Below are 22,149 nucleotides of genomic sequence, written 5' to 3' on the forward strand. Positions count from 1 at the left end.
AGATCGCCAAAAAGCTTCGCGGGCAAGCTCCGCTCCCACCAAGCCACGCTCCTACAGGGGATTGCGCCAGACTCAGGTTCGTTTTTTTGAATACCGTCCGGGGCGCTGCTCAAGTAGACTTGCGCGTTTCTCGCAGCCTCCAGCGGTTGCACACTCCATTTTTACAAAGGTGCCCCGCCATGCCTTGGCTGCAAGTACGCCTGGCCATCAGCCCGGAACAAGCCGAAATCTACGAAGACGCCTTCCTCGAAGTCGGCGCCGTTTCGGTCACCTTCATGGATGCCGAAGATCAACCGATCTTCGAACCGGAACTCAACACCACCCCGCTGTGGTCCCACACCCACCTGCTGGCCCTGTTCGAAGGCGGCACTGAAGCGGCCAGCGTGCTCGCGCACCTGGAATTGCTGACCGGCGCGCCGCTGCCCGAGCACCACAGCGAAGTGATCGAGGACCAGGACTGGGAACGCAGTTGGATGGACAACTTCGAGCCGATGCGCTTCGGCCGTCGCCTGTGGATCGTCCCGAGCTGGCACGCCGCGCCGGAGCCGGAAGCGGTCAACCTGCTGCTCGACCCGGGCCTGGCCTTCGGTACTGGCACCCACCCGACCACCGCGCTGTGCCTGGAATGGCTCGACGGCCAGGACCTCAAGGACTGCAGCGTCCTCGACTTCGGCTGCGGCTCGGGGATCCTGGCGATTGCCGCCCTGCTGCTGGGCGCCCGTGAAGCGGTCGGCACCGATATCGACGTCCAGGCCCTGGAAGCCTCCCGTGACAACGCCGGGCGTAACCACATCGCCGAAGCGCTGTTCCCACTGTACCTGCCGCAAGACCTGCCCCAGGTCCAGGCCGACGTGCTGGTGGCCAATATCCTCGCCGGCCCGCTGGTATCCCTGGCCCCGCAATTGTCCACCCTGGTCAAGCCTGGCGGGCGTCTGGCACTCTCGGGGATCCTCGCCGAACAAGGCGCGCAAGTGGCTGCCGCTTATGCCCAGGACTTCGACCTCGACCCGATTGCCAATCGCGATGGCTGGGTGCGCATCAGTGGTCGTCGGCGCTAGAATGGGCGCTTGCATGAACCGGATCGCCGCATGACCGACAGCTTCGTCACCCAGTGCCCGCATTGCCAGACCAGTTTCCGCGTCAGTCACGCTCAATTGAGCGTGGCCCGTGGTGTGGTTCGCTGCGGCTCCTGCCTGCAGGTGTTCAACGCTGCGCGACAACTGCTCGAACAACGCGCAGCCAGGGAAGCGGCGAGCGCCGCCGCGGTTGCCGCGCCCGCCGCGGCGCCGAAACCGCCAGCACCGCCACCGCCTCCAGAGCCGCCTGAGCAGCCACGGGCCATCAGCCAGAGGCAATGGTCGGCCGAAGAGCTGGACCTGGACAACCTTGACCTGGACGAGGAACTGGCGCGCCTGGAACAACGGGAAATTCAGCCGACCAAGGCATTCGGCCAGGACCGTGGCGGCAAGGGCGACTCCCTCAGCGCCCGCCGCGACGACCCGGACACTGAAGAGCAATGGCCCGACAGTCTGTTCAGCGAGCCGCCGACCCCGCACGTCGAAGCCGACCTTACCGACGCGGACGAAACGGCCCCGGCCAAGGCCGCGGAAAACAAAGCCGAACAACCCAAGTCGGCGCGTACCGAGCCTTCGCTGTCCTTCGATCTCGCCGACCTCGACGACGAACCGCCGGTCCCGCGTCTGCAACTCGAACACCACGAGCTGGAAGACGACGCCTTCCATGCCGCCCCGGCCGCCGAGCACATTGACGAAGCGCCCCCCGAAGACGAGCGCAAGAAACCCAAGTCCAAACGCGAGCGCAACGAGCCCGGCCTGCACGACGATGTGCTGCTGGACCTGGTCGACGACCCGATCCAGCTCGACTGGCAACGCCGTCGCTCGCCCTGGGGCCGACGCCTGCTCTGGCTGCTGCTGGTGCTGCTGGCCGCCGCTGCCCTGCTCGGCCAATACGTCGGTTATCACTTCGACGAACTGGCGCGCCAGGACCAGTACCGTCCCTGGTTCCAGCAACTGTGCCCGGAAATAGGCTGCAAAGTGCCCTCAAAAGTCGATATCGCCCGGATCAAGAGCAGTAACCTGGTGGTGCGCAGCCACCCGGACTTTGCCGGCGCCCTGGTGGTGGACGCAATCATCTACAACCGCGCGCCGTTCTCCCAGCCCTTCCCGCTGCTGGAGCTGCGCTTCGCCGACCTGAACGGCCATCTGATCGCCAGCCGCCGCTTCAAACCCGCCGAGTACCTGAGTGGCGACCTCGCCGGACAAGGCGAAATGCCACCACAGACACCGATCCATATCGCCCTGGACATCCTCGACCCGGGCGCCAAAGCCGTAAACTACAGCTTGAGCTTCCACTCGCCCGAGTAGCCCGGGGCCCTTCGCCCGGCGAGACGGCTGTTTTCCGGCGGCAACCAAACCGCCAGCGATAAGCGAATAACTGTTCAGATTTTATCCAATTTTGCCTTTATCCAGTCATCGAGAGCGGGTATCATGCCAACCCTTTTTCGAACTCTCATGATCCGTCCCCACAACAGGGAAGTCCTATGTCGGCGGTACGCATCGGCCCATATACATTGCAGAACGGCTTGATTCTCGCCCCCATGGCGGGCGTCACCGACCAGCCCTTTCGTCAGTTGTGCCGACGCTTGGGCGCGGGTCTTGTAGTCTCGGAAATGGTCACCAGCGACATGAGCTTGTGGAACAGCCGCAAATCGCGTCTGCGCATGATCCACGAAGGCGATCCCGAGCCCCGCTCGGTGCAGATCGCCGGTGGCGACGCACAGATGCTGGCGGAGGCGGCCCGGGCCAATGTCGAGCTGGGGGCACAGATTATCGATATCAACATGGGCTGCCCGGCGAAGAAGGTTTGTAACAAGGCCGCCGGCTCGGCGTTACTGAAAGACGAAGCACTGGTGAGCGAGATCCTGCACGCCGTGGTAGCGGCGGTGGCGGTCCCGGTCACCCTGAAGATCCGCACCGGCTGGGACCGGGCGAACAAGAACGGCCTGACGGTGGCGAAGATTGCCGAACAGGCGGGTATCACGGCGCTGGCGGTGCACGGGCGAACCCGCGCCGACCTGTATACCGGTGAAGCCGAGTACGACACCATTGCCGCGATCAAGCAGGCGGTGTCGATCCCGGTCTTCGCCAACGGCGACATCGATTCGGCCGAGAAAGCCCGGCACGTGCTGCACGCGACCGGTGCCGACGGCCTGTTGATCGGCCGGGCCGCCCAGGGGCGGCCATGGATTTTTCGTGAAATCGAGCATTTTCTGCGTACCGGTGAAACCCTCCCGGCACCGGAGCTGTTCGAGGTGGAACGTATTCTGCTAGAGCATCTGGCCGCGTTGCATGCCTTCTATGGGGAGGTGATGGGTGTGCGTATCGCCCGCAAGCACGTTGGCTGGTATCTCGCAACCTTGCCGGGCGCCAAGGAGTTTCGCGCCCACTTCAATCGTGTGGAAGATACGGAAGCACAATGCGCCAACGTTCGTGAGTTCTTCGCCGAACGTTACAAGAGCCTGGTGACAGGGGAAGGAAGGGGGGTGGCCGCATGACGATGATGACCGAGACTTTAGTGAGTGGAACAACGCCCGTGAGCGACAACGTCAATTTGAAACAGCACCTCAACACGCCGAGCGAAGAAGGCCAGACCCTTCGCGGGAGTGTCGAGAAGGCGCTGCACAATTATTTCGCCCACCTTGAGGGCGCGGCCGTCACGGACGTGTACAACCTGGTGCTCTCGGAAGTCGAGGCGCCCTTGCTTGAAAGCGTGATGAACTACGTCAAGGGCAACCAGACCAAGGCCAGCGAGCTGCTCGGGTTGAACCGCGGCACCCTGCGCAAGAAACTCAAACAGTACGATTTGCTGTAAGCATTCAATCAAACCAGAAAGGCGCCCGCGTAGAAACGGTCGCCTTTTTTGCTGACTCCTTTGCTTTTGATGGAAATTGAGATGACCGACCAGACTACCCGCCTGCCGATCCGCCGTGCCTTGATCAGTGTTTCCGACAAGACCGGGATCCTCGAATTCGCCAAGGAGCTGGAAGCCCTGGGCGTGGAGATCCTTTCCACCGGCGGGACCTTCAAGCTGCTGCGAGACAACGGTGTGGCCGCGGTGGAAGTCGCCGATTACACCGGTTTCGCGGAAATGATGGATGGCCGGGTGAAGACCCTGCACCCGAAAATCCACGGCGGCATCCTCGGTCGTCGCGGTATCGACGACGCCATCATGAACGAGCACGGCATCAAGCCGATCGACCTGGTGGCGGTCAACCTCTACCCGTTCGAAGCCACCATCAACAAGCCCGGCTGTGACCTGCCGACCGCCATCGAGAACATCGATATCGGCGGCCCGACCATGGTTCGCTCGGCGGCCAAGAACCACAAGGACGTGGCCATCGTGGTCAACGCCGGCGACTACGGCCAGGTCCTGGAAAGCCTCAAGGCTGGTGGCCTGACCTACGCCCAGCGCTTCGACCTGATGCTCAAGGCCTTCGAACACACTGCCGCCTACGACGGCATGATCGCCAACTACCTGGGTACCGTGAACCAGGCCGCCGAGACCCTGAGCACGGAAGGTCGCAGCGAATTCCCGCGTACCTTCAACAGCCAGTTCATCAAGGCCCAGGAAATGCGCTACGGCGAGAACCCGCACCAGAGCGCGGCGTTCTACGTGGAAGCCAAGCCTGCCGAAGTCGGCATCGCCACCGCGACCCAACTGCAAGGCAAGGAGCTCTCCTATAACAACGTGGCCGATACCGACGCCGCGCTGGAATGCGTGAAGAGCTTCGTCAAACCGGCCTGCGTCATCGTCAAGCACGCCAACCCGTGCGGCGTGGCCGTCAGCCCGGACGCCGAAGGCGGTATCCGCCAGGCCTACGAACTGGCCTACGCCACCGACAGTGAATCGGCCTTCGGCGGCATCATCGCCTTCAACCGCGAACTGGATGCCGAAACCGCCAAGGCCATCGTCGAGCGTCAGTTCGTCGAAGTGATCATCGCCCCGTCCGTCAGCGAAGAAGCTCGCGCCATCGTTGCCGCCAAGGCCAACGTGCGCCTGCTGGTCTGCGGTCAGTGGGATGCCAACCGCGCCCCGGCCTGGGATTACAAGCGCATCAACGGTGGCCTGCTGGTGCAGAGCCGCGATATCGGCATGATCGGCAGCGACGATTTGAAAGTCGTGACCCAACGCGCACCGACCGAGCAAGAGATCCACGACCTGATCTTCGCCTGGAAAGTCGCCAAGTACGTCAAGTCCAACGCCATCGTCTACGCCAAGAACCGCCAGACCATCGGTGTCGGCGCCGGCCAGATGAGCCGCGTCAACTCCGCTCGTATTGCTGCCATCAAGGCCGAGCATGCTGGCCTGCAGGTACAGGGCTCGGTCATGGCTTCGGATGCGTTCTTCCCGTTCCGCGACGGTCTCGACAATGCGGCCAAGGTCGGTATCACCGCGGTGATCCAGCCGGGCGGCTCGATGCGTGACAATGAAGTGATTGCTGCGGCGGATGAAGCCGGCATCGCGATGGTCTTTACCGGCATGCGCCACTTCCGCCACTGATAACACAGCCCCCGTGGGAGCCGGCTTGCCGGCGATGAGGCCGGCGAGTCCTGCATTTGATCTTGCGGCCGCCATCGCCGGCAAGCCGGCTCCCACAATGCTCTCCCAGAATTCAGCGTCATCGAGGTTTTTGAAATGAATGTTTTGATCATCGGCAGCGGTGGCCGTGAACACGCCCTGGCCTGGAAAGTGGCGCAGGACCCGCGTGTCGAGAAAGTCTTCGTCGCCCCGGGCAACGCCGGTACCGCCATCGAGGCCAAGTGCGAAAACGTCGCCATCGACGTCCTGGCCCTTGAGCAGCTGGCGGATTTTGCCGAGAAAAACGTTTCCCTGACCATCGTCGGTCCGGAAGTACCGTTGGTCGCTGGTGTGGTCGACCTGTTCCGCGCCCGTGGCCTGGACTGCTTCGGCCCGACCGCCGGTGCCGCCCAGCTGGAAGGCTCCAAGGCCTTCACCAAGGACTTCCTGGCGCGCCACAAGATCCCCACCGCCGACTACCAGAACTTCACCGAGATCGAGCCGGCCCTGGCCTATCTGCGGGAAAAAGGCGCACCGATCGTGATCAAGGCCGACGGCCTGGCCGCCGGCAAAGGCGTGATCGTCGCCATGACCCTGGGCGAAGCCGAAGACGCCGTGCGCGACATGCTCGCCGGCAATGCCTTCGGCGAGGCCGGTTCGCGGGTAGTCATCGAAGAGTTCCTCGACGGCGAAGAAGCCAGCTTTATCGTCATGGTCGACGGCAAGAACGTCCTGCCCATGGCCACCAGCCAGGACCACAAGCGCGTCGGCGACGGCGACAGCGGCCCGAATACCGGCGGCATGGGCGCCTACTCGCCGGCACCGGTGGTCACCGCCGAGGTGCACCAGCGGGTCATGGACCAGGTGATCTGGCCCACCGTGCGCGGCATGGCCGCCGAAGGCAACGTCTACACCGGCTTCCTCTATGCGGGACTGATGATCGATCAGGCCGGCAATCCGAAAGTCATCGAGTTCAACTGCCGCTTCGGCGACCCGGAAACCCAACCGGTGATGCTGCGCCTGCAATCGAGCCTGATCCTGCTGATCGAGGCCGCGCTGGCCCAGGCCCTGGACAAGATCGAAGCCCAATGGGACCCACGTCCGAGCCTGGGCATCGTCCTCGCTGCCGGCGGTTACCCGGGCGACTACGCCAAGGGCGCGCTGATCAAGGGCCTGGACGCGGCCGCGGGTCTGGAAGGCAAAGTCTTTCACGCCGGTACCGCACTGAAGGACGGCCAGGTAGTAACTTCCGGCGGTCGGGTGCTCTGCGCCACCGCCCTGGGCAACAGTGTTGACGCCGCACAGCAGCAAGCTTACAAGCTCGCGGCTAAGATTGATTGGGACGGCTGCTTCTACCGTAGCGATATCGGCTATCGTGCAATTGCACGCGAACGCGCAGAATCAAAGGAATAAGCTATCCGAAGGGATAGGCAAGGGTGTGCAACCCTTGCCGAACTATTCCAGCCCTGCGCATAGTTATCACCAGGCATCAACCTACGAAGGGATTTCGCCGTGCGCTGGCTCAGGATCGCCATAGGTATTACTGTCAGCTTGCTGACCCTGCTCTGCCTTGCTCCGGCCCAGGCCTCGCAAGGCATTGGCTGGGCGTCATTGTTCGACGACCAGGCCGACCTGCAATTGAGCGATATCCGCTCTTCGCGCTACACCAACCAATTCAGTCCGGTCGAGCTCGAACGCCTGACCGCGGCCCAACCCGAAGGCGCCTTGTGGCTGCGCTTTCGCCTGCAACCGGGCACCCACGAACAAGTACTGCGGGTCTTCGCCCCTGATCTGGCCCGCCTTGACCTCTATACCCTCGACGGCGACAACCTGATCGCCCAGGTGCGTACCGGCAACGACCTGCCTCAGGCCGAGCGCCCATTGCCCAGCAGCGACTTCATGCTGCCGCTGGTACAAAGCAACCGACCGCTGGATATCTACCTGCGGCTGGTGTCCAAGCACGAGCTACGCCCGCACATCACCCTCGAACCGGCTATCGCGGTCGCCGCCGACCAGAGCCAGTCGCTGCTCTACGGCCTGCTGTTCGGCTGCCTGACGATGCTGATCCTGCACAACCTGATCCGCTTCACCTACACCCGCTCGCACAGCAGCCTGTGGCTGGCCGCCTGCGAAGGTTTCCTGCTGCTCAGCGCACTGTTCCTGCTGAACCTGATCGGCCCTTGGCTGCCCGACTGGCATGGCGCGCAAACCCCCGCCTCCTATGTGGCGCTGCTGCTGACGGCACCCTGTGGACTGATGTTCGCCTACTCGTTTTTTTCGCAGTTGGGCCCGCATCCGCTGAACAAGTTACTGCTGGGCGACATCCTGATCATCAGCCTTGGCGGCCTGCTGCTGTTGTTCGTCGACACCCTGCCGCTGAACATCATGACCTATGGCCTGGTGGGCCTGGCGAGCCTGAGCATCCTGCTGGTGTCCGCCTATCACTGGCAGAAGGGCTACCGTCCGGCGCGACTGTTCGTGGTGGCCATGGTGATCTTCAACATCGGCACGCTGGTGATCCTGCCCGCACTACTGGGACTGACGCAGGTGGCGCCGCAAGGCCTGATCATCGCGCTGCTGGTGTTTATCTGCATCAGCGGCCTGTTGATGAGCGTGGCCCTGGGCGAGCGCCGCCGCAGCATCACCGAAGACCAGTTCAGCCTCAGCCGCGACCTGGCGGCGAGCAATGCGGAAATCGCCGCCAAGGCCGAGTTCCTGGCGAAGATCAGCCACGAGATCCGCACGCCGATGAACGGCGTGCTGGGCATGACCGAACTGCTCCTGGGCACGCCCCTGTCGGTCAAACAGCGCGACTATGTGCAGACCATCCACAGCGCCGGCAACGAGCTGCTGACCCTGATCAACGAGATCCTCGATATCTCCAAGCTGGAGTCCGGGCAGATCGAACTGGATGACGTGCAGTTCGACCTCAACGCCCTGATCGATGACTGCCTGAGTATTTTCCGCGCCAGGGCCGAGCAGCAGAATGTCGAGCTGATCAGTTTTATCCAGCCCCAGGTCCCCCGAGTGATCAGCGGTGACCCGACGCGCCTGCGCCAGACTCTACTCAGCCTGCTGGAACACGCCCTGAAGAAAACCGACGAGGGCGAGATCCTGATCGTCGTCGCCCTCGACGAACGCAGCGGCCAGCCGCGCCTGCGCATCGCGGTCCAGGACAGCGGCGTGCCGATGGGCGACGAAGAACGCGATGCCCTGCTCCACGCCGAACTGCAGAGCAAGAACTTCCTCGCCGCGACCCGTCTGGGTGGCAACCTCGGGCTGGTGATCGCCCGCCAGCTGGTGCAACTGATGCAAGGCGAGTTCGGCATCAAGAGCGGCACCCACCAGGGCAGTACCCTGTGGCTGACCTTACCCCTGGACCCGCTGCACCTGGAGAATCCGACCTCGGACCTTGACGGTCCGCTGCGCGGCGCGCGGGTGCTGGTGGTCGACGACAACGACACTTGCCGCAAGGTGCTGGTGCAGCAATGCAGCGCCTGGGGCCTGAATGTCAGCGCCGTGCCGTCGGGCAAGGAAGCCCTGGCGCTGCTGCGGACCAAGGCCCACCTGCGCGACTACTTCGACGCGGTGCTGCTGGACCAGAACATGCCCGGCATGACCGGCATGCAACTGGCGGCGAAGATCAAGGAAGACCCAAGCCTGAACCACGATATCCTGCTGATCATGCTCACCGGCATCAGCAACGCGCCGAGCAAAATCATCGCGCGCAATGCCGGGGTCAAGCGCATCCTCGCCAAGCCTGTGGCTGGCTACACCCTCAAGACCACCCTGGCGGACGAACTGGCCCAGCGCGACAAATGGCCAGGACCGGGGCCGACGCCGACGCCCGCGGCAAGCCCCGAGGCGGTGGAACCGATCGCCGTACCGAGCGACTTCCGCATCCTGGTGGCCGAAGACAACAGCATCTCCACCAAAGTGATTCGCGGCATGCTCGGCAAGCTCAACCTCAAGCCCGACACCGCCAGCAATGGCGAAGAGGCCCTGCGGGCGATGAAAGCCCAGCACTACGACCTGGTGCTGATGGACTGCGAGATGCCGATCCTCGACGGTTTTTCCGCCACCCAGCAGTTACGTGCCTGGGAAGTCGGCAACCAGCGCGTGCGCACCCCGGTGGTGGCGCTGACCGCGCACATTCTCACCGAGCACAAGGAGCGCGCGCGCCAGGCCGGGATGGACGGGCATATGGCCAAGCCGGTGGAGCTGTCGCAATTGCGTGAGTTGGTGGAGCACTGGGTGGCCGAGCGCGCGCACCAGCAGACCCAGGTCCCGACGCCCTGACGGCGAGGCCACGCCCCGCCCATAACGATCGGCCCGGCCGGCTCCCGGACACAGCCGACAGCGTGCGCAACGCCTGATAGACTGCCGTCGCCCTCCTCCGTTGCGAGCCCAAACCATGCTCCACGTGTTATTCAGCGTTTACCTGAAGATGCTGGTGCTCTACAGCCCGTTCTTCGTCCTGTCCTGCTTTATCAGCCTGACCCGTGGTTACTCCAGCAAGGAGCGGCGACGCCTGGCCTGGAAGGTCGCATTGGCGACGCTGGTGTCCAGCGTGCTGCTGTATCTGTTCGGGCGGGTGATCTTCAGCGTCTTCGGCATCACCGTGGATGCCTTCCGCATCGGCGCGGGCAGTGTGCTGTTTATTTCGGCGTTGGGCATGGCCCAGGGTAAATCGGCGGTGCAGACCGACAATGTGCAGCAGGACGTGACCATCGTCCCGCTGACCATCCCCCTGACCGTCGGCCCCGGCACCATCGGTGCCCTGCTGGTCATGGGGGTCAGCCAGCCGCACTGGGATGACAAGCTCTCGGCCATCGTCAGTATCGCCCTGGCGAGCCTGACCGTCGGCGTAGTGTTGTACCTGTCCAACCGGATCGAACGCATCCTCGGCGACCAGGGCTTGCAGATCGTCAGCCGTCTGATGGGGCTGTTCGTCTGCGCCCTGGCGGCGCAGATCATCTTTACCGGGGTACGCGGGTATCTGCTGCCCTGAGCACAGCGCTCCTCAAGAGCGAGGCTTTTCACCGTACCAGCGCGGGGTGTACACCCACTCGCCACCCTCGGCACGAGGGAAAACACAGGTGGTGGAGGAACCGATGATGACCAGGGTACGCATGTCCACCTGGTCCGGCGTCAACTCACCCAGGGTGGTCACCCGCAAGGTCTGTCCCGGCCGACCGATATCCCGTCCCAGCACCACCGGCGTCTGCGCCGTGCGATGCCCGGCGACGATCTCCAGGGCGCGGCCCAACTGCCAGGGGCGGGAGCGCGAGATCGGGTTGTAGAAGGCCAGGGCCAGATCGGCCTGGGCCGCCAGGTCGAGGCGCTTCTCGATGACGGCCCAGGGCTTGAGGTTGTCCGAGAGCGACATCACACAGAAATCATGCCCCAACGGCGCACCAGCCTGAGCCGCCGTCGCCAGCGAGGCGGAGACCCCGGGGAGGATTTCCAGGTCGACGCTGTGCCAGCTCGGGTCAGTGGATTCGTGCAGGGCTTCGAGCACCGCCGCCGCCATGGCGAACACGCCCGGATCGCCGGACGACACCACCACCACCGAACGGCCCTGGGCCGCCAGTTCGAAAGCATGCCGGGCACGCTGCATCTCTTCGCGGTTATCGGTGCAATGCAGCACCTGATCGGCGCGGAACGGGCCAGCCATGCGCACGTAGGTTTCATAACCCAGTACGTCGTTGGCCTTTGCCAGCTCGGCCTTCACCGCCGGGACCATCAGTTCGGCGGCGCCAGGACCGAGGCCGATCACCGCCAGGCGACCGCGTGGACGACCGATCCGCTCCGGCGCCAATGGCTGGCTGGCGACCGCGATCGCCAAGCCCTCGCTGACGGAGATCGGCGCTAGCAATTGCGGTATCGCCTGTTGTGCCATTTCAGCGACCGAGCCGGTCGAGGCGACAAAACGCAAGGGCACGCCCAGCTCGACTGCCGCTTCACGCAACACGGGGCTGGCCATCTCGCTGTCCGCCGCCAACAGGCAGGCCAGCGACTGCCGGGCGATATTCGCGCCATGCAGAGCATCGCAAACCGCGCTGACCAGTTCCGGCACACGAGCCGTGACCGCCACCAGCACGCTGCGCGGATAAATCAGCAATTCATTGGCCGCCGGCACCCGCTCGGCGCTGCCGACATGAATCGACAGGCGCGCCTGGCGATCCTCCGGCAAATTCGCCTCTGCCAACCAGGGTGCCGCGCCTTCGATACGCACGCTTTCGCCGGCCAGCAGGTCCGAGACAAAACGCTTGCCCAGTTCCAGGTCGCCCAGGGCATAACCACTCGGCGGGTTCAGCAGGCAGGTGCCGAAACGCAGCTCGCCGCTGGTGGTGATCGCCGCCGCGATACCGAGACCGGCAGCCATTTCCCGGGCCATGACATTCACCCCGCCCAGCCCACCCAACAGCGGCACCACGGCGCTGCCGTCCTCGGCCACGGCCAGCACCGGCGGTTCGGCGCCTTTCTCCAATAGCACCGGGGCCAGCGTGCGAATGACGATACCGGCGGCGCACAGGGCAATGATCGGGGTGTCCTGCTGATAAAGCTGGCGCATCGTCGCGCCAAACTCGTGGTACAGCCGATCCGCGCCGTCGACCCGCTCCGCCAGCCCATAGACCAGCGCATCCGGGTAAATCCGTTGCAGCCGCCGGGCCGTCGCCAGGCTGCCATTGCCGAGAATGACAATGGCCGGTTGCGCGCGGCTCATCCCTGCCACCGTTCGCCGGGCACGATGATCAGCGAGAAGTACGGCGAGGACATCGGCTCGACCTGATCGAGCGGCACGATCTTCTGATTGGCCATGGTCGCGCGCTCCACATATAAGGCGCGGCCAGCCAGGCCCAACTCTTCCAGCACCTGGCGAACCTTGGGAAAGTTGCGCCCCAGCTTCATGATCACCGCCGCGTCGGCATCGGCCAGGCGGCGCTTGAGTTCGTCATGGGGCAGCACGCCGGACAAGACCGACAGGCTCTGGTTGCGGTATACCAGCGGCACGCCGAGCACCGAGGCGCCCCCGAGCATCGAGCACACGCCAGGAATCACTTCGGCCTCATAACGCTCGGCCAAGCGGTCGTGCAGGTACATGTAGGAGCCGTAGAAGAACGGGTCGCCTTCGCAGATCACCGCCACATCGCGGCCGGCCTCCAGGTGTGCGGCCACTTCCAGACTGGCTTCGTCGTAGAAGTCGCTGATCACCTGCTCATAGGACAAGGGCGCGGGTAGCGCCTCGGTGGTCACCGGGTAGACCAGCGGCAGCAGCCTCTGGGCCTCCTGCAAGTACCCCTCGATAATGCCGAACGCATTGCCTTTCTTGCCCTTGGCGACGAAATACGCCACCACCGGCGACTCGCGCAGCAGGCGCAAGGCCTTGAGCGTAATCAGTTCCGGGTCACCGGGGCCCACGCCGAGGCCGATCAGACGTCCAGGCTGCTGCATCATTCAATCTCCGTAGCGAGGGCATTCACTGCCGCGGCGGCCATGGCGCTGCCACCGAGCCGACCTTGCATGATCACGAACGGCACGCCACGGCTGTCAGCCGCAAGCATCGCCTTGGATTCGGCGGCGCCGACAAAGCCCACCGGAAAGCCGAGGATCAACGCCGGTTTCGGCGCCCCGGCATCGAGCATTTCCAGCAGGTAGAACAGCGCTGTCGGCGCGTTGCCGATCACCACCACGCTGCCCTCCAGATACGGCCGCCACAGCTCCAGCGCCGCCGCCGAGCGGGTATTGCCCAGCGCTTGCGCCAACTCGGGCACGCGCTCGTCGCGCAGGGTGCAGATCACCGGATTGTTGGCCGGCAGGCGCGCACGGGTCACGCCCTCGCTGACCATCCGCGCATCGCAGAGAATCGCCGCGCCAGCCGCCAAGGCCTCACGCCCGGCCTTGCCGGCGCCCGGGGAAAATTGCAGACCGTCGATGGCATCGACCATGCCGCAGGCGTGGATCACCCGCACGGCGAGCTTTTCCAGGTCCGCGGGAATACGCGCCAGGTTGGCTTCCGCGCGAATGATCGCGAAGGAGTTGCGATAGATCTCCTGACCGTCGCGGATGTAATCAATCATCGGTGTTGCTCCGTGAGCGGGCTGCCAGCAGGGCGCCCGCCGCATCAATAGTAAGGTCGCGGGCGTGCAGCCGGCCAAAGCCCGGGTGCGCGGCATCGCGGAAATAGAGGTGGTAATGGCCCGGCGCAGCCGCCAGCAAGGTGGCCGGCGCCACATGAGCCGCCGCGCAGGAACGCGCGCAGCCGGACAGGTGCACGCCCAGGGGTTGCTCTTGCAGCTGCCGCGCCAGGCGGCGGGCGTCGGCCTTGGTGTCGGCCAGGCCCTTGCCGCAGCCGGCCGAGCCGGTGCAGGCGATCAGTTGCGCCAGGGCGTCGGCGGCGTCGCACAACAAGCCGAGGCGCTGCAATTGTGCGCTGACGGTTGCCGCGTCTTCGCTGCGGATATTGGGCAACAACAGGCTCTGCCAGGGGGTCAGGCGCAGGCTGGCATCGCCAAACTCACTGGCCAGCCGGGCCACGCCGTCGAGCATCGTCGCGTCAAGCCGGCCCAGGGGCGCCATCGCGCCAATGCAAACACGCCCCGGCTGGCGCTGTGGATAAGTGCCGATATGCCGCAGGCCGGGAGCAGCGACTCGCTGCCAGGACGGGACCGCCGCCGGTGTAAAACCAAGCCGTTGGCTCAATTGAGCGAGGAATTCAGCCGGCGCGACTTCAGCCAGCAAATGGCGCATGCGCGTCTGCTCGGGGCGGGCCAGATCGAGGAACAGCTCCAGCACCGCCACCACCAGCGCATGCCCTTCGGCCAGGGGCACGGCGGCCAATGGCAGGTCGTTGGCCGGACAGCCGGCCAGGCCAAACGCCAGGTACGGCTGGTCGCCCAGCAGCAGCGCCGACAGCCACAGGTCGTGTGGATGCTCCAGCATTGCCAGGGCTTCGCCACCGTCCAGTTGCAGCGCGAACTTGGCCGACAGTTCATGAAAGCGCGGCTGAGTCTGCAAGGTCGCCAGGATCTGCCCGGCCAGGGGCCGGGTGTCGATCAACAACTGACGGTCGATTCCCGCGCTCGGGCTGAGCATCAGGTTGCGTACATCGTCGCCCGCTGGCGTGGTCGGGCCGAGGCCGGCGTCGAGCAATTCGTCGATCAGCTCGGCCTGTTGCGCGCCGATGCCACGAATCTGCAGGTTGGCCCGATTGGTCGCTTCGATCACGCCACCGGCATAACGCTCGGCGGCACGGGCCAGCGCCTGGGCCTGGGCGCTGCCGATCACCCCGCCGGCCAGCTTGATCCGGCAGATACCGCCGTCCAGCGCCGGGACGATACGTAACAACCCCGGGCAGGCCGAGGGGCGAATAGCGGTGGTGGGCGGGCGTTGGTTCAAGGGACGGCCGGTAGTGAAGGAAAGGTAGAGGTTGCTATCGAAGAGCATTTCGCCCTCGCAGGCGCGGTATTATGCCTGCTTTGTCCGATGGCATGAAAAGCCTGCCCGTCGGAACCGCTGTGTTTTGAGGATTTTAGATGGCGCCTTGGCTGACAATCGTGGGAATCGGTGAAGACGGCTTCAGTGGCCTGGGTCAACAGGCCCGCGAAGCCCTGTCCGCGGCGGCGCGGGTATTCGGCGGCCAGCGCCAGCTCGACCTGCTGCCGGACTCCATCCGCGCCGAGCGGCTGGTCTGGCCGAGCCCGTTTTCACTGGAACCCGTGTTGGCCCTGCGCGGCGAACCGACCTGCGTGCTCGCCAGCGGTGATCCGATGCTGTTCGGTGTCGGCGCCAGCCTGGCGCGCCGGGTCGCCGCCGAGGAAATGCGCGTGCTGTCGGCGCCCTCCTCCTGTTCGCTGGCCGCTGCCCGTATGGGTTGGGCCCTGCAGGACGTGGTGACGCTCTCGCTGGTCGCCCGTCCGCTGGCCACACTCAGCGCACATCTGCACAGCGGCTTGCGCTTGCTGGTGCTGAGCAATGACGGCCTGAGTCCCGCCGCGATTGCCGCGCTGTTGCGCGAACGAGGTTTCGGTCCGAGCCGGATCAGTGTGCTGGAACACCTCGGTGGTCCGGCGGAACGGCGGATCGATGGACTGGCCGAGGACTGGAACGACCCGTTCGTGGCCGACCTGAACCTGGTCGCCATCGAATGCCTGGCGGTCCCCGGCACACCGCGTCTGTCGCATATCGGTGGACTGCCGGACACGGCGTTCGAACATGATGGGCAACTGACCAAGCGCGATGTTCGCGCCATCACCCTCGCCCGCCTGGCCCCGGTGCCCGCTGAACTGTTGTGGGATGTCGGCGCGGGCAGCGGCTCCATCGGTATCGAATGGATGCGCGCCCACCCCAGTTGCCGGGCCATTGCCATCGAGGCCGACAGCGGCCGCCAGCAGTTGATCGAGCGCAACCGTGAGCGCCTCGGCGTACCGGGCCTGCAATTGATTCGCGGCAGCGCACCCGAGGCCCTGGAAGGATTGGAGCCGCCGGACGCGATCTTTATCGGCGGCGGTGTCACCCGCCCCGGGGTGCTGGACAGCTGCTGGGCGCGGCTCAAGCCGGGAGGACGGCTGGTGGCGAATGCCGTGACCCTGCAAAGCGAACTGCTGTTGATGAGCTGGCGTCAGGCCCATGGCGGCGAACTGACGCGCATTCATATCGCCCAGGCCCAACCGCTGGGGGATTTCGACACCTGGCGCCAGGCCTTGCCGATCACTTTGCTCGATGTGCTCAAGCCGTGAACAGCTCTGGCACTGTAGGCGCGCGCTTGCTGGCGATGGGCCTCAACGATAACGCGGGGAACCTGATAGCCAAGGGTGCCTGGACCAGCATCGCGAGCAAGCTCGCTCCTACAGAGGGCAAGCGTCATGCGTGAGGAAACCGCCGAACAACCCGCGCCCCTGCGCAGCGGCCTGACCACCGGCAGTTGCGCCACCGCCACCGCCCTGGCGGCGGCACGCCTGCTGCTCAGTGGCGTCAGCTGTGACGCGGTGCAAATCACCTTGCCCAAGGGCAAGCGCGTGGATATGCGCCTGGAGTTCTGTCGCCGCCATGCCGAGGGTGCCGAAGCCGGTACGCTCAAGGATGCCGGTGACGACCCGGATGTCACCCACGGCGCCCTGCTCTACTCGCAAGTGCGACTGCTCGCCGAACCCGGCGTGCAGTTTTATGCCGGCGTCGGCGTCGGTACCGTCACCCGCCCCGGCCTGGTCCTGGCCGTCGGCGAACCGGCGATCAACCCGGTGCCACGCAAGATGATCACTGACCATCTGCGACAACTGGCTGACGAGTCGGGCTATGCCGGCGGTTTCGCGGTCACCGTCAATGTCCGCGACGGCGAGGCCCTGGCACTGAAAACCATGAACCCACGGCTGGGCATTCTCGGCGGCCTGTCGATCCTCGGCACCAGCGGTATCGTCCGGCCTTTTTCCTGCGCGGCCTATATCGCCTCGATCCACCAGGGCATCGACGTCGCCAAGACCAACGGCTACCTGCATATCGCCGCCTGCACCGGCAACGCCAGCGAGGACACCATGCGCCGCGTCTACAACTTGCCGGAAATCGCCCTGATCGAAATGGGCGACTTTGTCGGCGCTGTGCTCAAGCACCTGCGCAAGGTGCCGGTGGACAAACTGAGCCTGTGCGGCGGTTTCGGCAAGATCAGCAAACTGGCGGCCGGGCATATGGACCTGCACAGCCGGCATTCGAGCATCGACCTGCCGCAACTGGCCGAATGGGCTGCCGAGGTCGGCGCCGATCAGGCCTTGCAGACGACGATTGTCCAGGCCAACACCAGCCAGCAGGCGCTGGCCATGGCCAGCGCCGCCGGCATCGCCCTCGGCGATGCGGTCTGCCAGCGCGCCCGCGACTTCGCCCGCAGCGTGGTCCCCGCGCAGGTACAGGTGGAGGTCTTTGCCATCGATCGCCAGGGCGGCATTGTCGGTCATGCCGGAGTGTTGTCATGAAACGCCTGTTGCTGCTCGGCGGCGTCACCGAGGCGCTGGCGATTGCCCGGACCCTGGGCCCGGAACATATCTACAGCCTGGCGGGAGTCGGGCGGGTGCCGACGGACTTGCAGTGCCAGGTCCGGGTCGGCGGTTATGGCGGTGCCCAGGGCCTGGCGCAATTTATCCAGGAAGAAGGTATCGACCTGCTGCTGGACGCCACCCATCCCTACGCCGCGCAAATCAGCAGCAACGCCGCCACTGCTGCCCGCTTGAGCGGCATACCTTGTTGGGCGCTACGACGTCCGGCCTGGGTCGCAGAACCCGGCGACGACTGGCGCGAAGTGGCCGACTGGGCGGATCTGGTCGAAGCCCTCAAGCCCTTCCAGCGTCCGCTGTTCACCCTCGGCCGCGAGCCTCTGCAACATATTGAAGAAATTCCCGCCGGACAGTTCTGGACCCTGCGCGCCCTCGATGAATATCCCGGCAACGCCCGCTGCGAAGTGATCGGCGCACGTGGGCCGTTCCTGCTGGAAGACGAGCGCAGCTTGTTCGAGCGCCGCGCCATCGACGTACTGATCAGCAAGAACAGCGGCAGCAGCGCAACCGAACCCAAGCTGCAGGTGGCCCGGGAACGCCGGATACCGGTGCTGATTCTCCAGCGGCCGGCATTGCCGTCGGTGGATCGGGAGTTCCAGACGCTTGGTGAAACACTCGCGGCGTTGGCAAGCACTGCTCAATAGATCACGATCATCAGCTTGTAAATATAGTAACCTTTAGGTTACCTTTAGAGCGCAATGATCGAGGTCGAAGAATATATTCGGGACAACCAGGCCAACCCATTCGAAAACTGGTTCGCGTCATTGGATGTGCAGGCCGCCACGAAGGTATCCACTGCAATTCTTCGCATGCAGATGGGCAACACCTCCAACATCAAGTGGTTCGACGGCCTGGGTGAATACCGTATCGATTGGGGTCCGGGCTACCGGATCTATCTGATCCAGGAAGGCAAACGGCTGATCATCCTGTTTGGCGGCGGTCACAAATCCAGCCAGAGCAGCGACATCAAGCAAGCCAAAGCGCTCATTGCCGAATACCAGCGCCGTAAAAAAGCCGCACCGAAAACGAGGTAACACTGAATGGCACTTACTCGCAGCTTCAAACAGACCATCGCCGATCGGGCGCAACGTGACCCTGCCTTTGCCCAGGCACTTCTGGATGAAGCCGCCACCCTGTTTCTCAATGGCGAGCCCGAGATCGCACGGGTGATCCTGCGTGACCTGGTCAACGCCACCATGGGCTTCGAGGAGCTGGCCAAGGAAACCGACAAGCCGAGCAAAAGCCTGCACCGCATGCTCTCGGCCAAGGGCAATCCGAGCATGGATAACCTGGCCGCCATCTTTGCGGCGATTCGCACCACACTGGGCGTCAATATCGAGGTCCATGCCGTCCCGGCAACCTGATGGCTAGCGACTACACTTTCGCACAACGCCACCAAGATAGATTCCTACGCATACTTGCGACCTTTCACCGCAGCTCGTACTTTTACTTATGAAGGGCGTTCAGGCTAAATAACCCACTGTTTGAAAACACTCACGGAAATCCTTCCATGCCCCGACAACGGCTAGCCATTGCCTGGATCGCCTGCTTTGCAGTGCTGTTCAATCTGCTCGCGATGCCGATGTCCGGAGCCATGGCGCAAGCCTCGCAAGACCCGATCGCGGAGCAACTGTTGTGGGGCAGTTTCTGCTCGGCCAATGGTACCCGGCTGGTGGCCATCGACCTCGGCAAGCTGGAACAACAAGCCCCGCAGAACGACGACCATTCCAATATGCAGCACTGCTGGTGCTGTGCAGGCTTCGCCTCGCTGCTGGCATTGCCCGGCCATGTTCCACAATTGCCGGTGGCACAGGACGAAAGCCACCCGACGCGCCCCACCCTCCAGATCGACACCCCTACCCCACGCCAGCAATGGCCCTCGCTCAATCCCAGGGCTTCTCCGCTAGCCTGATTCACACCCACAGTCCGTGTGCGTCATGAATCGTTATGGAGAACAACCATGTTCAAGAATGCCCTGTTGCTGGCCGCCCTGATGCTGCCCGCCTGCTTTGCCCATGCCCATGAATTCAAGGTCGGTGACCTGGAAATCAGCCATCCCTGGTCCCAGGAACTGCCACCCAACGCGCCGACGGTGGCGGCCTATTTCGTGATCCACAACCCGGGCACCACGGCCGACCGCCTGACCGGTGTCGACAGTCCCATCGCCGGCAAAGCCGAACTGCATGAGCACGTGATGCAACTCGACCTGATGAAAATGCAGCAGGTCGCCAACGTCGACGTGCCCGCCGGCGGCGAAGTGAAATTCGCACCCATGGCCTATCATGTGATGTTGCTGGACCTCAAGGAGCGCAGCCTGTTGCACGATGGCAAGCACTTCCCGCTGACGCTGCACTTTGAAAAGGCCGGCGCTGTGACCGTCGAGGTATCGGTGCAGAAACAGCCGCCGGCCGGGACGGACGAGATGCACATGGACCACGCGCACGCTCAATAATCGACGACGCCGTTGAACGCCATGCACGCCCCACGCCTCAGGTCACCCCGCTCCCGCGCACAAGCACGCGGCAGTTGGCTGAGCCTGTTCGCCATGTTGATGATCTTTATCGGACCGCTGATTTCCCAGGCGATGCCGATGGATCACCGCATGTCCATGTCGATGGGCATGTCCATGTCGATGGAGATGCCCGGGCAGGCAGGCGCGGCCATGGCGCCAAGCGCCGACGAGCACCACGCCCCCAGCGCCGAGCACCACGCACTATGGGAAAAATGCGGTTATTGCAGCCTGCTGTTCAGTTGCCCGGCACTGCCGCAGACTCTGAGCTTCGCCGCCCTTGACGGCCCCCGGCCCACGGCCGCCGTCGTCACCCAGACCCGCCTGGGCCATGCCCGGCAAAGCATCTTCCCGGGTGCCCGCACCCGCGCTCCGCCCGCGTTCCATTAAGCCACGACACCCGACCTTCTCACCCGGCCCGCCTGAACTGTAAAGCACAGTAGCAGGGCGGCGGCCGTGTTGATTGTGGTGTCGGGAACCACGGCAACGGACGAACCAAAACAATCAAACCTTGTGGAGCGCTCCTGATGAGCCAACCTAAAATTTCCTTCTACAACCTGGCCTGGCGCTGGCACTTCTATGCCGGGCTGTTCGTCGCCCCGTTCATGGTCCTGTTGGCCCTGACCGGGATCATCTACCTGTTCAAACCGCAACTCGACCCGCTGCTGTACAGCGACCTGATGACGGTCCGGAGCGGTCAGCACAGCCTCAGCGCCGACGATCAATTACGCCGCATCGAGATGGCTTATCCACAGGTGCGGATCAAGCAGTACCTGCCGCCGATCAACGCCGAACGCAGTGCGCAGTTCGTGCTGCTGCGCGACGGTCGCGAGCTCAACGTGTTCCTCGACCCCTATCGCGGCAACGTCCTCGGCGAGCAGGATGCCAAGCTCAATCTGCAAGCCGTCGCCCGCGCCCTGCACGGCGAGTTGATGATCGGTACGCTCGGCGACCGCCTGGTGGAACTGGCCGCCGGCTGGGGGGTGATGCTGGTGGTGTCCGGCCTCTACCTCTGGTGGCCACGGGGCCGTTCCAGCGCCGGCGTGCTCTGGCCGCGCCTGAACCAGCGCGGACGCATCGTCTGGCGCGACCTGCATGCCGTCAGCGGCTTCTGGGGCGCCGGATTGCTGTTGTTCATGCTGCTCAGCGGCATGACCTGGACCGGCGTTTGGGGCAAGCAGTACGCCGAGGTCTGGAACCAGTTTCCCGACGCCATGTGGAACAACATGCCCAAGTCCGACCGCGAGGCCCGCAGCCTCAACGACGCGACCCGCCAAACCGTGCCCTGGGCCCTGGAAAACACGCCGATGCCAATGTCCGGCGACCACGCCGAACACATGAACCACGGCGCCGCCGCGAGCGGCCCGGCGGCACCGGGCATCAGCCTGCAACAGGTGGTGGACATCGCCACCACGCGCCAGGTCGAACCCGGCTACAGCATCACCCTGCCGACGACTGCCGAAGGTGTGTTCACCATCGCCGTGTTCGCCGACGACCCGCGCAACGACGCCACCCTGCACATCGATCAGTACAGCGGCACGGTCCTGGCCGATGTGCGCTGGCAACACTACGGCAATGTCGCGCGGGCCACAGAGATGGGCGTGATGCTGCATGAAGGCAAGCTGTTCGGGACGATCAATCAGCTCGTGATGCTGATGGTGTGCCTGATGATTTTGCTCAGTGCCGTCAGCGGTGTGGTGATGTGGTGGAAACGCCGCCCACAAGGTGGTCTCGGCGTACCGCCGCTGCGCCACGATCTGCCGCGCTGGAAAACCGCCCTGGTGATCATGTTCGCCCTGGCGATCCTGTTTCCCCTGGTCGGTGTTTCGCTGCTCGTCGTCTGGCTGCTGGACCGCGCGTTGCCTTCACGCTTCAAGGGCGAACCTGAAGCCGCTTCACCTTCAACCTGAAAAGATCGAGAGGCACGCCAGGGGAATCTGTAGGCTTTTAATGCGAAAATATTGCAACCGCACATTGTTACAATGTGCGCCACGAACT

At 64.3% G+C, this 22,149-nt stretch carries 21 protein-coding genes; 17 read left to right on the top strand and 4 right to left on the bottom strand.

Features of this window, described 5'->3' with window-relative positions; all coding sequences use genetic code 11:
• Positions 1-179: 179 nt before the first annotated feature.
• From prmA to AC07VG_RS26555, 8 genes are all read left to right on the top strand, one after another.
• Entirely contained in the window at positions 180-1,058 is an 879-nt protein-coding gene (gene prmA / locus AC07VG_RS26520) for a 50S ribosomal protein L11 methyltransferase (protein ID WP_495003559.1), read from the top strand.
• Between the two features lie 30 nt (positions 1,059-1,088).
• Positions 1,089-2,384 (top strand): DUF3426 domain-containing protein, encoded by a 1,296-nt coding sequence (locus AC07VG_RS26525; protein ID WP_495022180.1) that lies wholly within the window; start codon positions 1,089-1,091, stop codon positions 2,382-2,384.
• Between the two features lie 176 nt (positions 2,385-2,560).
• Complete coding sequence (gene dusB / locus AC07VG_RS26530) at positions 2,561-3,574, top strand: tRNA dihydrouridine synthase DusB (RefSeq protein WP_495003557.1); 1,014 nt, start codon at positions 2,561-2,563, stop codon at positions 3,572-3,574.
• Positions 3,571-3,891 carry a DNA-binding transcriptional regulator Fis gene (gene fis / locus AC07VG_RS26535; protein ID WP_003186237.1) on the top strand — a complete coding sequence of 107 codons (321 nt, stop codon included), beginning with the start codon at positions 3,571-3,573 and terminating at the stop codon, positions 3,889-3,891. Before dusB ends, fis begins: the two co-directional genes overlap by 4 nt.
• An 81-nt stretch (positions 3,892-3,972) precedes the next feature.
• On the top strand, positions 3,973-5,580 hold the full coding sequence (gene purH / locus AC07VG_RS26540; RefSeq protein WP_495022181.1) for a bifunctional phosphoribosylaminoimidazolecarboxamide formyltransferase/IMP cyclohydrolase: 1,608 nt from the start codon (positions 3,973-3,975) through the stop codon (positions 5,578-5,580).
• 135 nt (positions 5,581-5,715) lie between these two features.
• Complete coding sequence (purD, locus tag AC07VG_RS26545; protein WP_495003555.1) at positions 5,716-7,011, top strand: phosphoribosylamine--glycine ligase; 1,296 nt, start codon at positions 5,716-5,718, stop codon at positions 7,009-7,011.
• A gap of 99 nt (positions 7,012-7,110) precedes the next feature.
• A complete protein-coding gene (locus AC07VG_RS26550; RefSeq protein WP_495003554.1) occupies positions 7,111-9,897 on the top strand; it encodes a hybrid sensor histidine kinase/response regulator in 2,787 nt (928 codons plus the stop codon).
• A 115-nt stretch (positions 9,898-10,012) separates the two neighbouring features.
• The gene (locus tag AC07VG_RS26555) at positions 10,013-10,609 is read left to right on the top strand and encodes a MarC family protein (RefSeq protein ID WP_495003553.1); all 597 of its coding nucleotides are present in this window, start codon (positions 10,013-10,015) and stop codon (positions 10,607-10,609) included.
• A 12-nt stretch (positions 10,610-10,621) separates the two neighbouring features.
• On the opposite strand, the gene cobJ is transcribed toward AC07VG_RS26555, so the two are convergent.
• The 4 genes from cobJ to cobG are packed head-to-tail and all read right to left on the bottom strand — an operon-like array spanning position 10,622 to position 15,000.
• Positions 10,622-12,328, bottom strand: a complete 1,707-nt coding sequence (cobJ, locus tag AC07VG_RS26560) for a precorrin-3B C(17)-methyltransferase (RefSeq protein WP_495003552.1) — start codon at positions 12,326-12,328, stop codon at positions 10,622-10,624.
• The gene (locus AC07VG_RS26565) at positions 12,325-13,056 is read right to left on the bottom strand and encodes a precorrin-2 C(20)-methyltransferase (protein WP_495022197.1); all 732 of its coding nucleotides are present in this window, start codon (positions 13,054-13,056) and stop codon (positions 12,325-12,327) included. Before AC07VG_RS26565 ends, cobJ begins: the two co-directional genes overlap by 4 nt.
• Positions 13,056-13,682: a precorrin-8X methylmutase gene (locus tag AC07VG_RS26570; protein WP_495003551.1), complete on the bottom strand. Its 627-nt coding sequence runs from the start codon at positions 13,680-13,682 to the stop codon at positions 13,056-13,058. Before AC07VG_RS26570 ends, AC07VG_RS26565 begins: the two co-directional genes overlap by 1 nt.
• Entirely contained in the window at positions 13,675-15,000 is a 1,326-nt protein-coding gene (gene cobG / locus AC07VG_RS26575; RefSeq protein WP_495022198.1) for a precorrin-3B synthase, read from the bottom strand. The genes AC07VG_RS26570 and cobG overlap by 8 nt, the downstream gene beginning before the upstream one ends.
• Before the next feature lie 137 nt (positions 15,001-15,137).
• On the opposite strand from cobG, the gene cbiE reads away from it, so the two are divergent.
• From cbiE to AC07VG_RS26620, 9 genes are all read left to right on the top strand, one after another.
• The gene (gene cbiE, locus AC07VG_RS26580) at positions 15,138-16,340 is read left to right on the top strand and encodes a precorrin-6y C5,15-methyltransferase (decarboxylating) subunit CbiE (RefSeq protein WP_495022182.1); all 1,203 of its coding nucleotides are present in this window, start codon (positions 15,138-15,140) and stop codon (positions 16,338-16,340) included.
• 126 nt (positions 16,341-16,466) lie between these two features.
• Complete coding sequence (locus AC07VG_RS26585; RefSeq protein WP_495022183.1) at positions 16,467-17,564, top strand: cobalt-precorrin-5B (C(1))-methyltransferase; 1,098 nt, start codon at positions 16,467-16,469, stop codon at positions 17,562-17,564.
• On the top strand, positions 17,561-18,286 hold the full coding sequence (locus AC07VG_RS26590; RefSeq protein WP_495003548.1) for a cobalt-precorrin-6A reductase: 726 nt from the start codon (positions 17,561-17,563) through the stop codon (positions 18,284-18,286). The genes AC07VG_RS26585 and AC07VG_RS26590 overlap by 4 nt, the downstream gene beginning before the upstream one ends.
• A gap of 54 nt (positions 18,287-18,340) precedes the next feature.
• A complete protein-coding gene (locus AC07VG_RS26595; protein WP_495022184.1) occupies positions 18,341-18,676 on the top strand; it encodes a type II toxin-antitoxin system RelE/ParE family toxin in 336 nt (111 codons plus the stop codon).
• Between the two features lie 6 nt (positions 18,677-18,682).
• On the top strand, positions 18,683-19,006 hold the full coding sequence (locus AC07VG_RS26600; RefSeq protein ID WP_495003547.1) for a helix-turn-helix domain-containing transcriptional regulator: 324 nt from the start codon (positions 18,683-18,685) through the stop codon (positions 19,004-19,006).
• A gap of 146 nt (positions 19,007-19,152) precedes the next feature.
• Positions 19,153-19,554: a DUF2946 domain-containing protein gene (locus tag AC07VG_RS26605; protein WP_495022185.1), complete on the top strand. Its 402-nt coding sequence runs from the start codon at positions 19,153-19,155 to the stop codon at positions 19,552-19,554.
• A gap of 48 nt (positions 19,555-19,602) precedes the next feature.
• Positions 19,603-20,094, top strand: coding sequence for a copper chaperone PCu(A)C (locus AC07VG_RS26610; RefSeq protein WP_495003545.1), 492 nt, complete (start codon positions 19,603-19,605; stop codon positions 20,092-20,094).
• A gap of 21 nt (positions 20,095-20,115) precedes the next feature.
• Positions 20,116-20,541 carry a DUF2946 domain-containing protein gene (locus AC07VG_RS26615; RefSeq protein WP_495022186.1) on the top strand — a complete coding sequence of 142 codons (426 nt, stop codon included), beginning with the start codon at positions 20,116-20,118 and terminating at the stop codon, positions 20,539-20,541.
• 137 nt (positions 20,542-20,678) lie between these two features.
• Positions 20,679-22,061 carry a PepSY-associated TM helix domain-containing protein gene (locus tag AC07VG_RS26620; RefSeq protein ID WP_495003543.1) on the top strand — a complete coding sequence of 461 codons (1,383 nt, stop codon included), beginning with the start codon at positions 20,679-20,681 and terminating at the stop codon, positions 22,059-22,061.
• Positions 22,062-22,149: the final 88 nt, after the last annotated feature.

The sequence above is a fragment of the Pseudomonas sp. GW821-FHT03C07 genome (genome assembly GCF_059420925.1).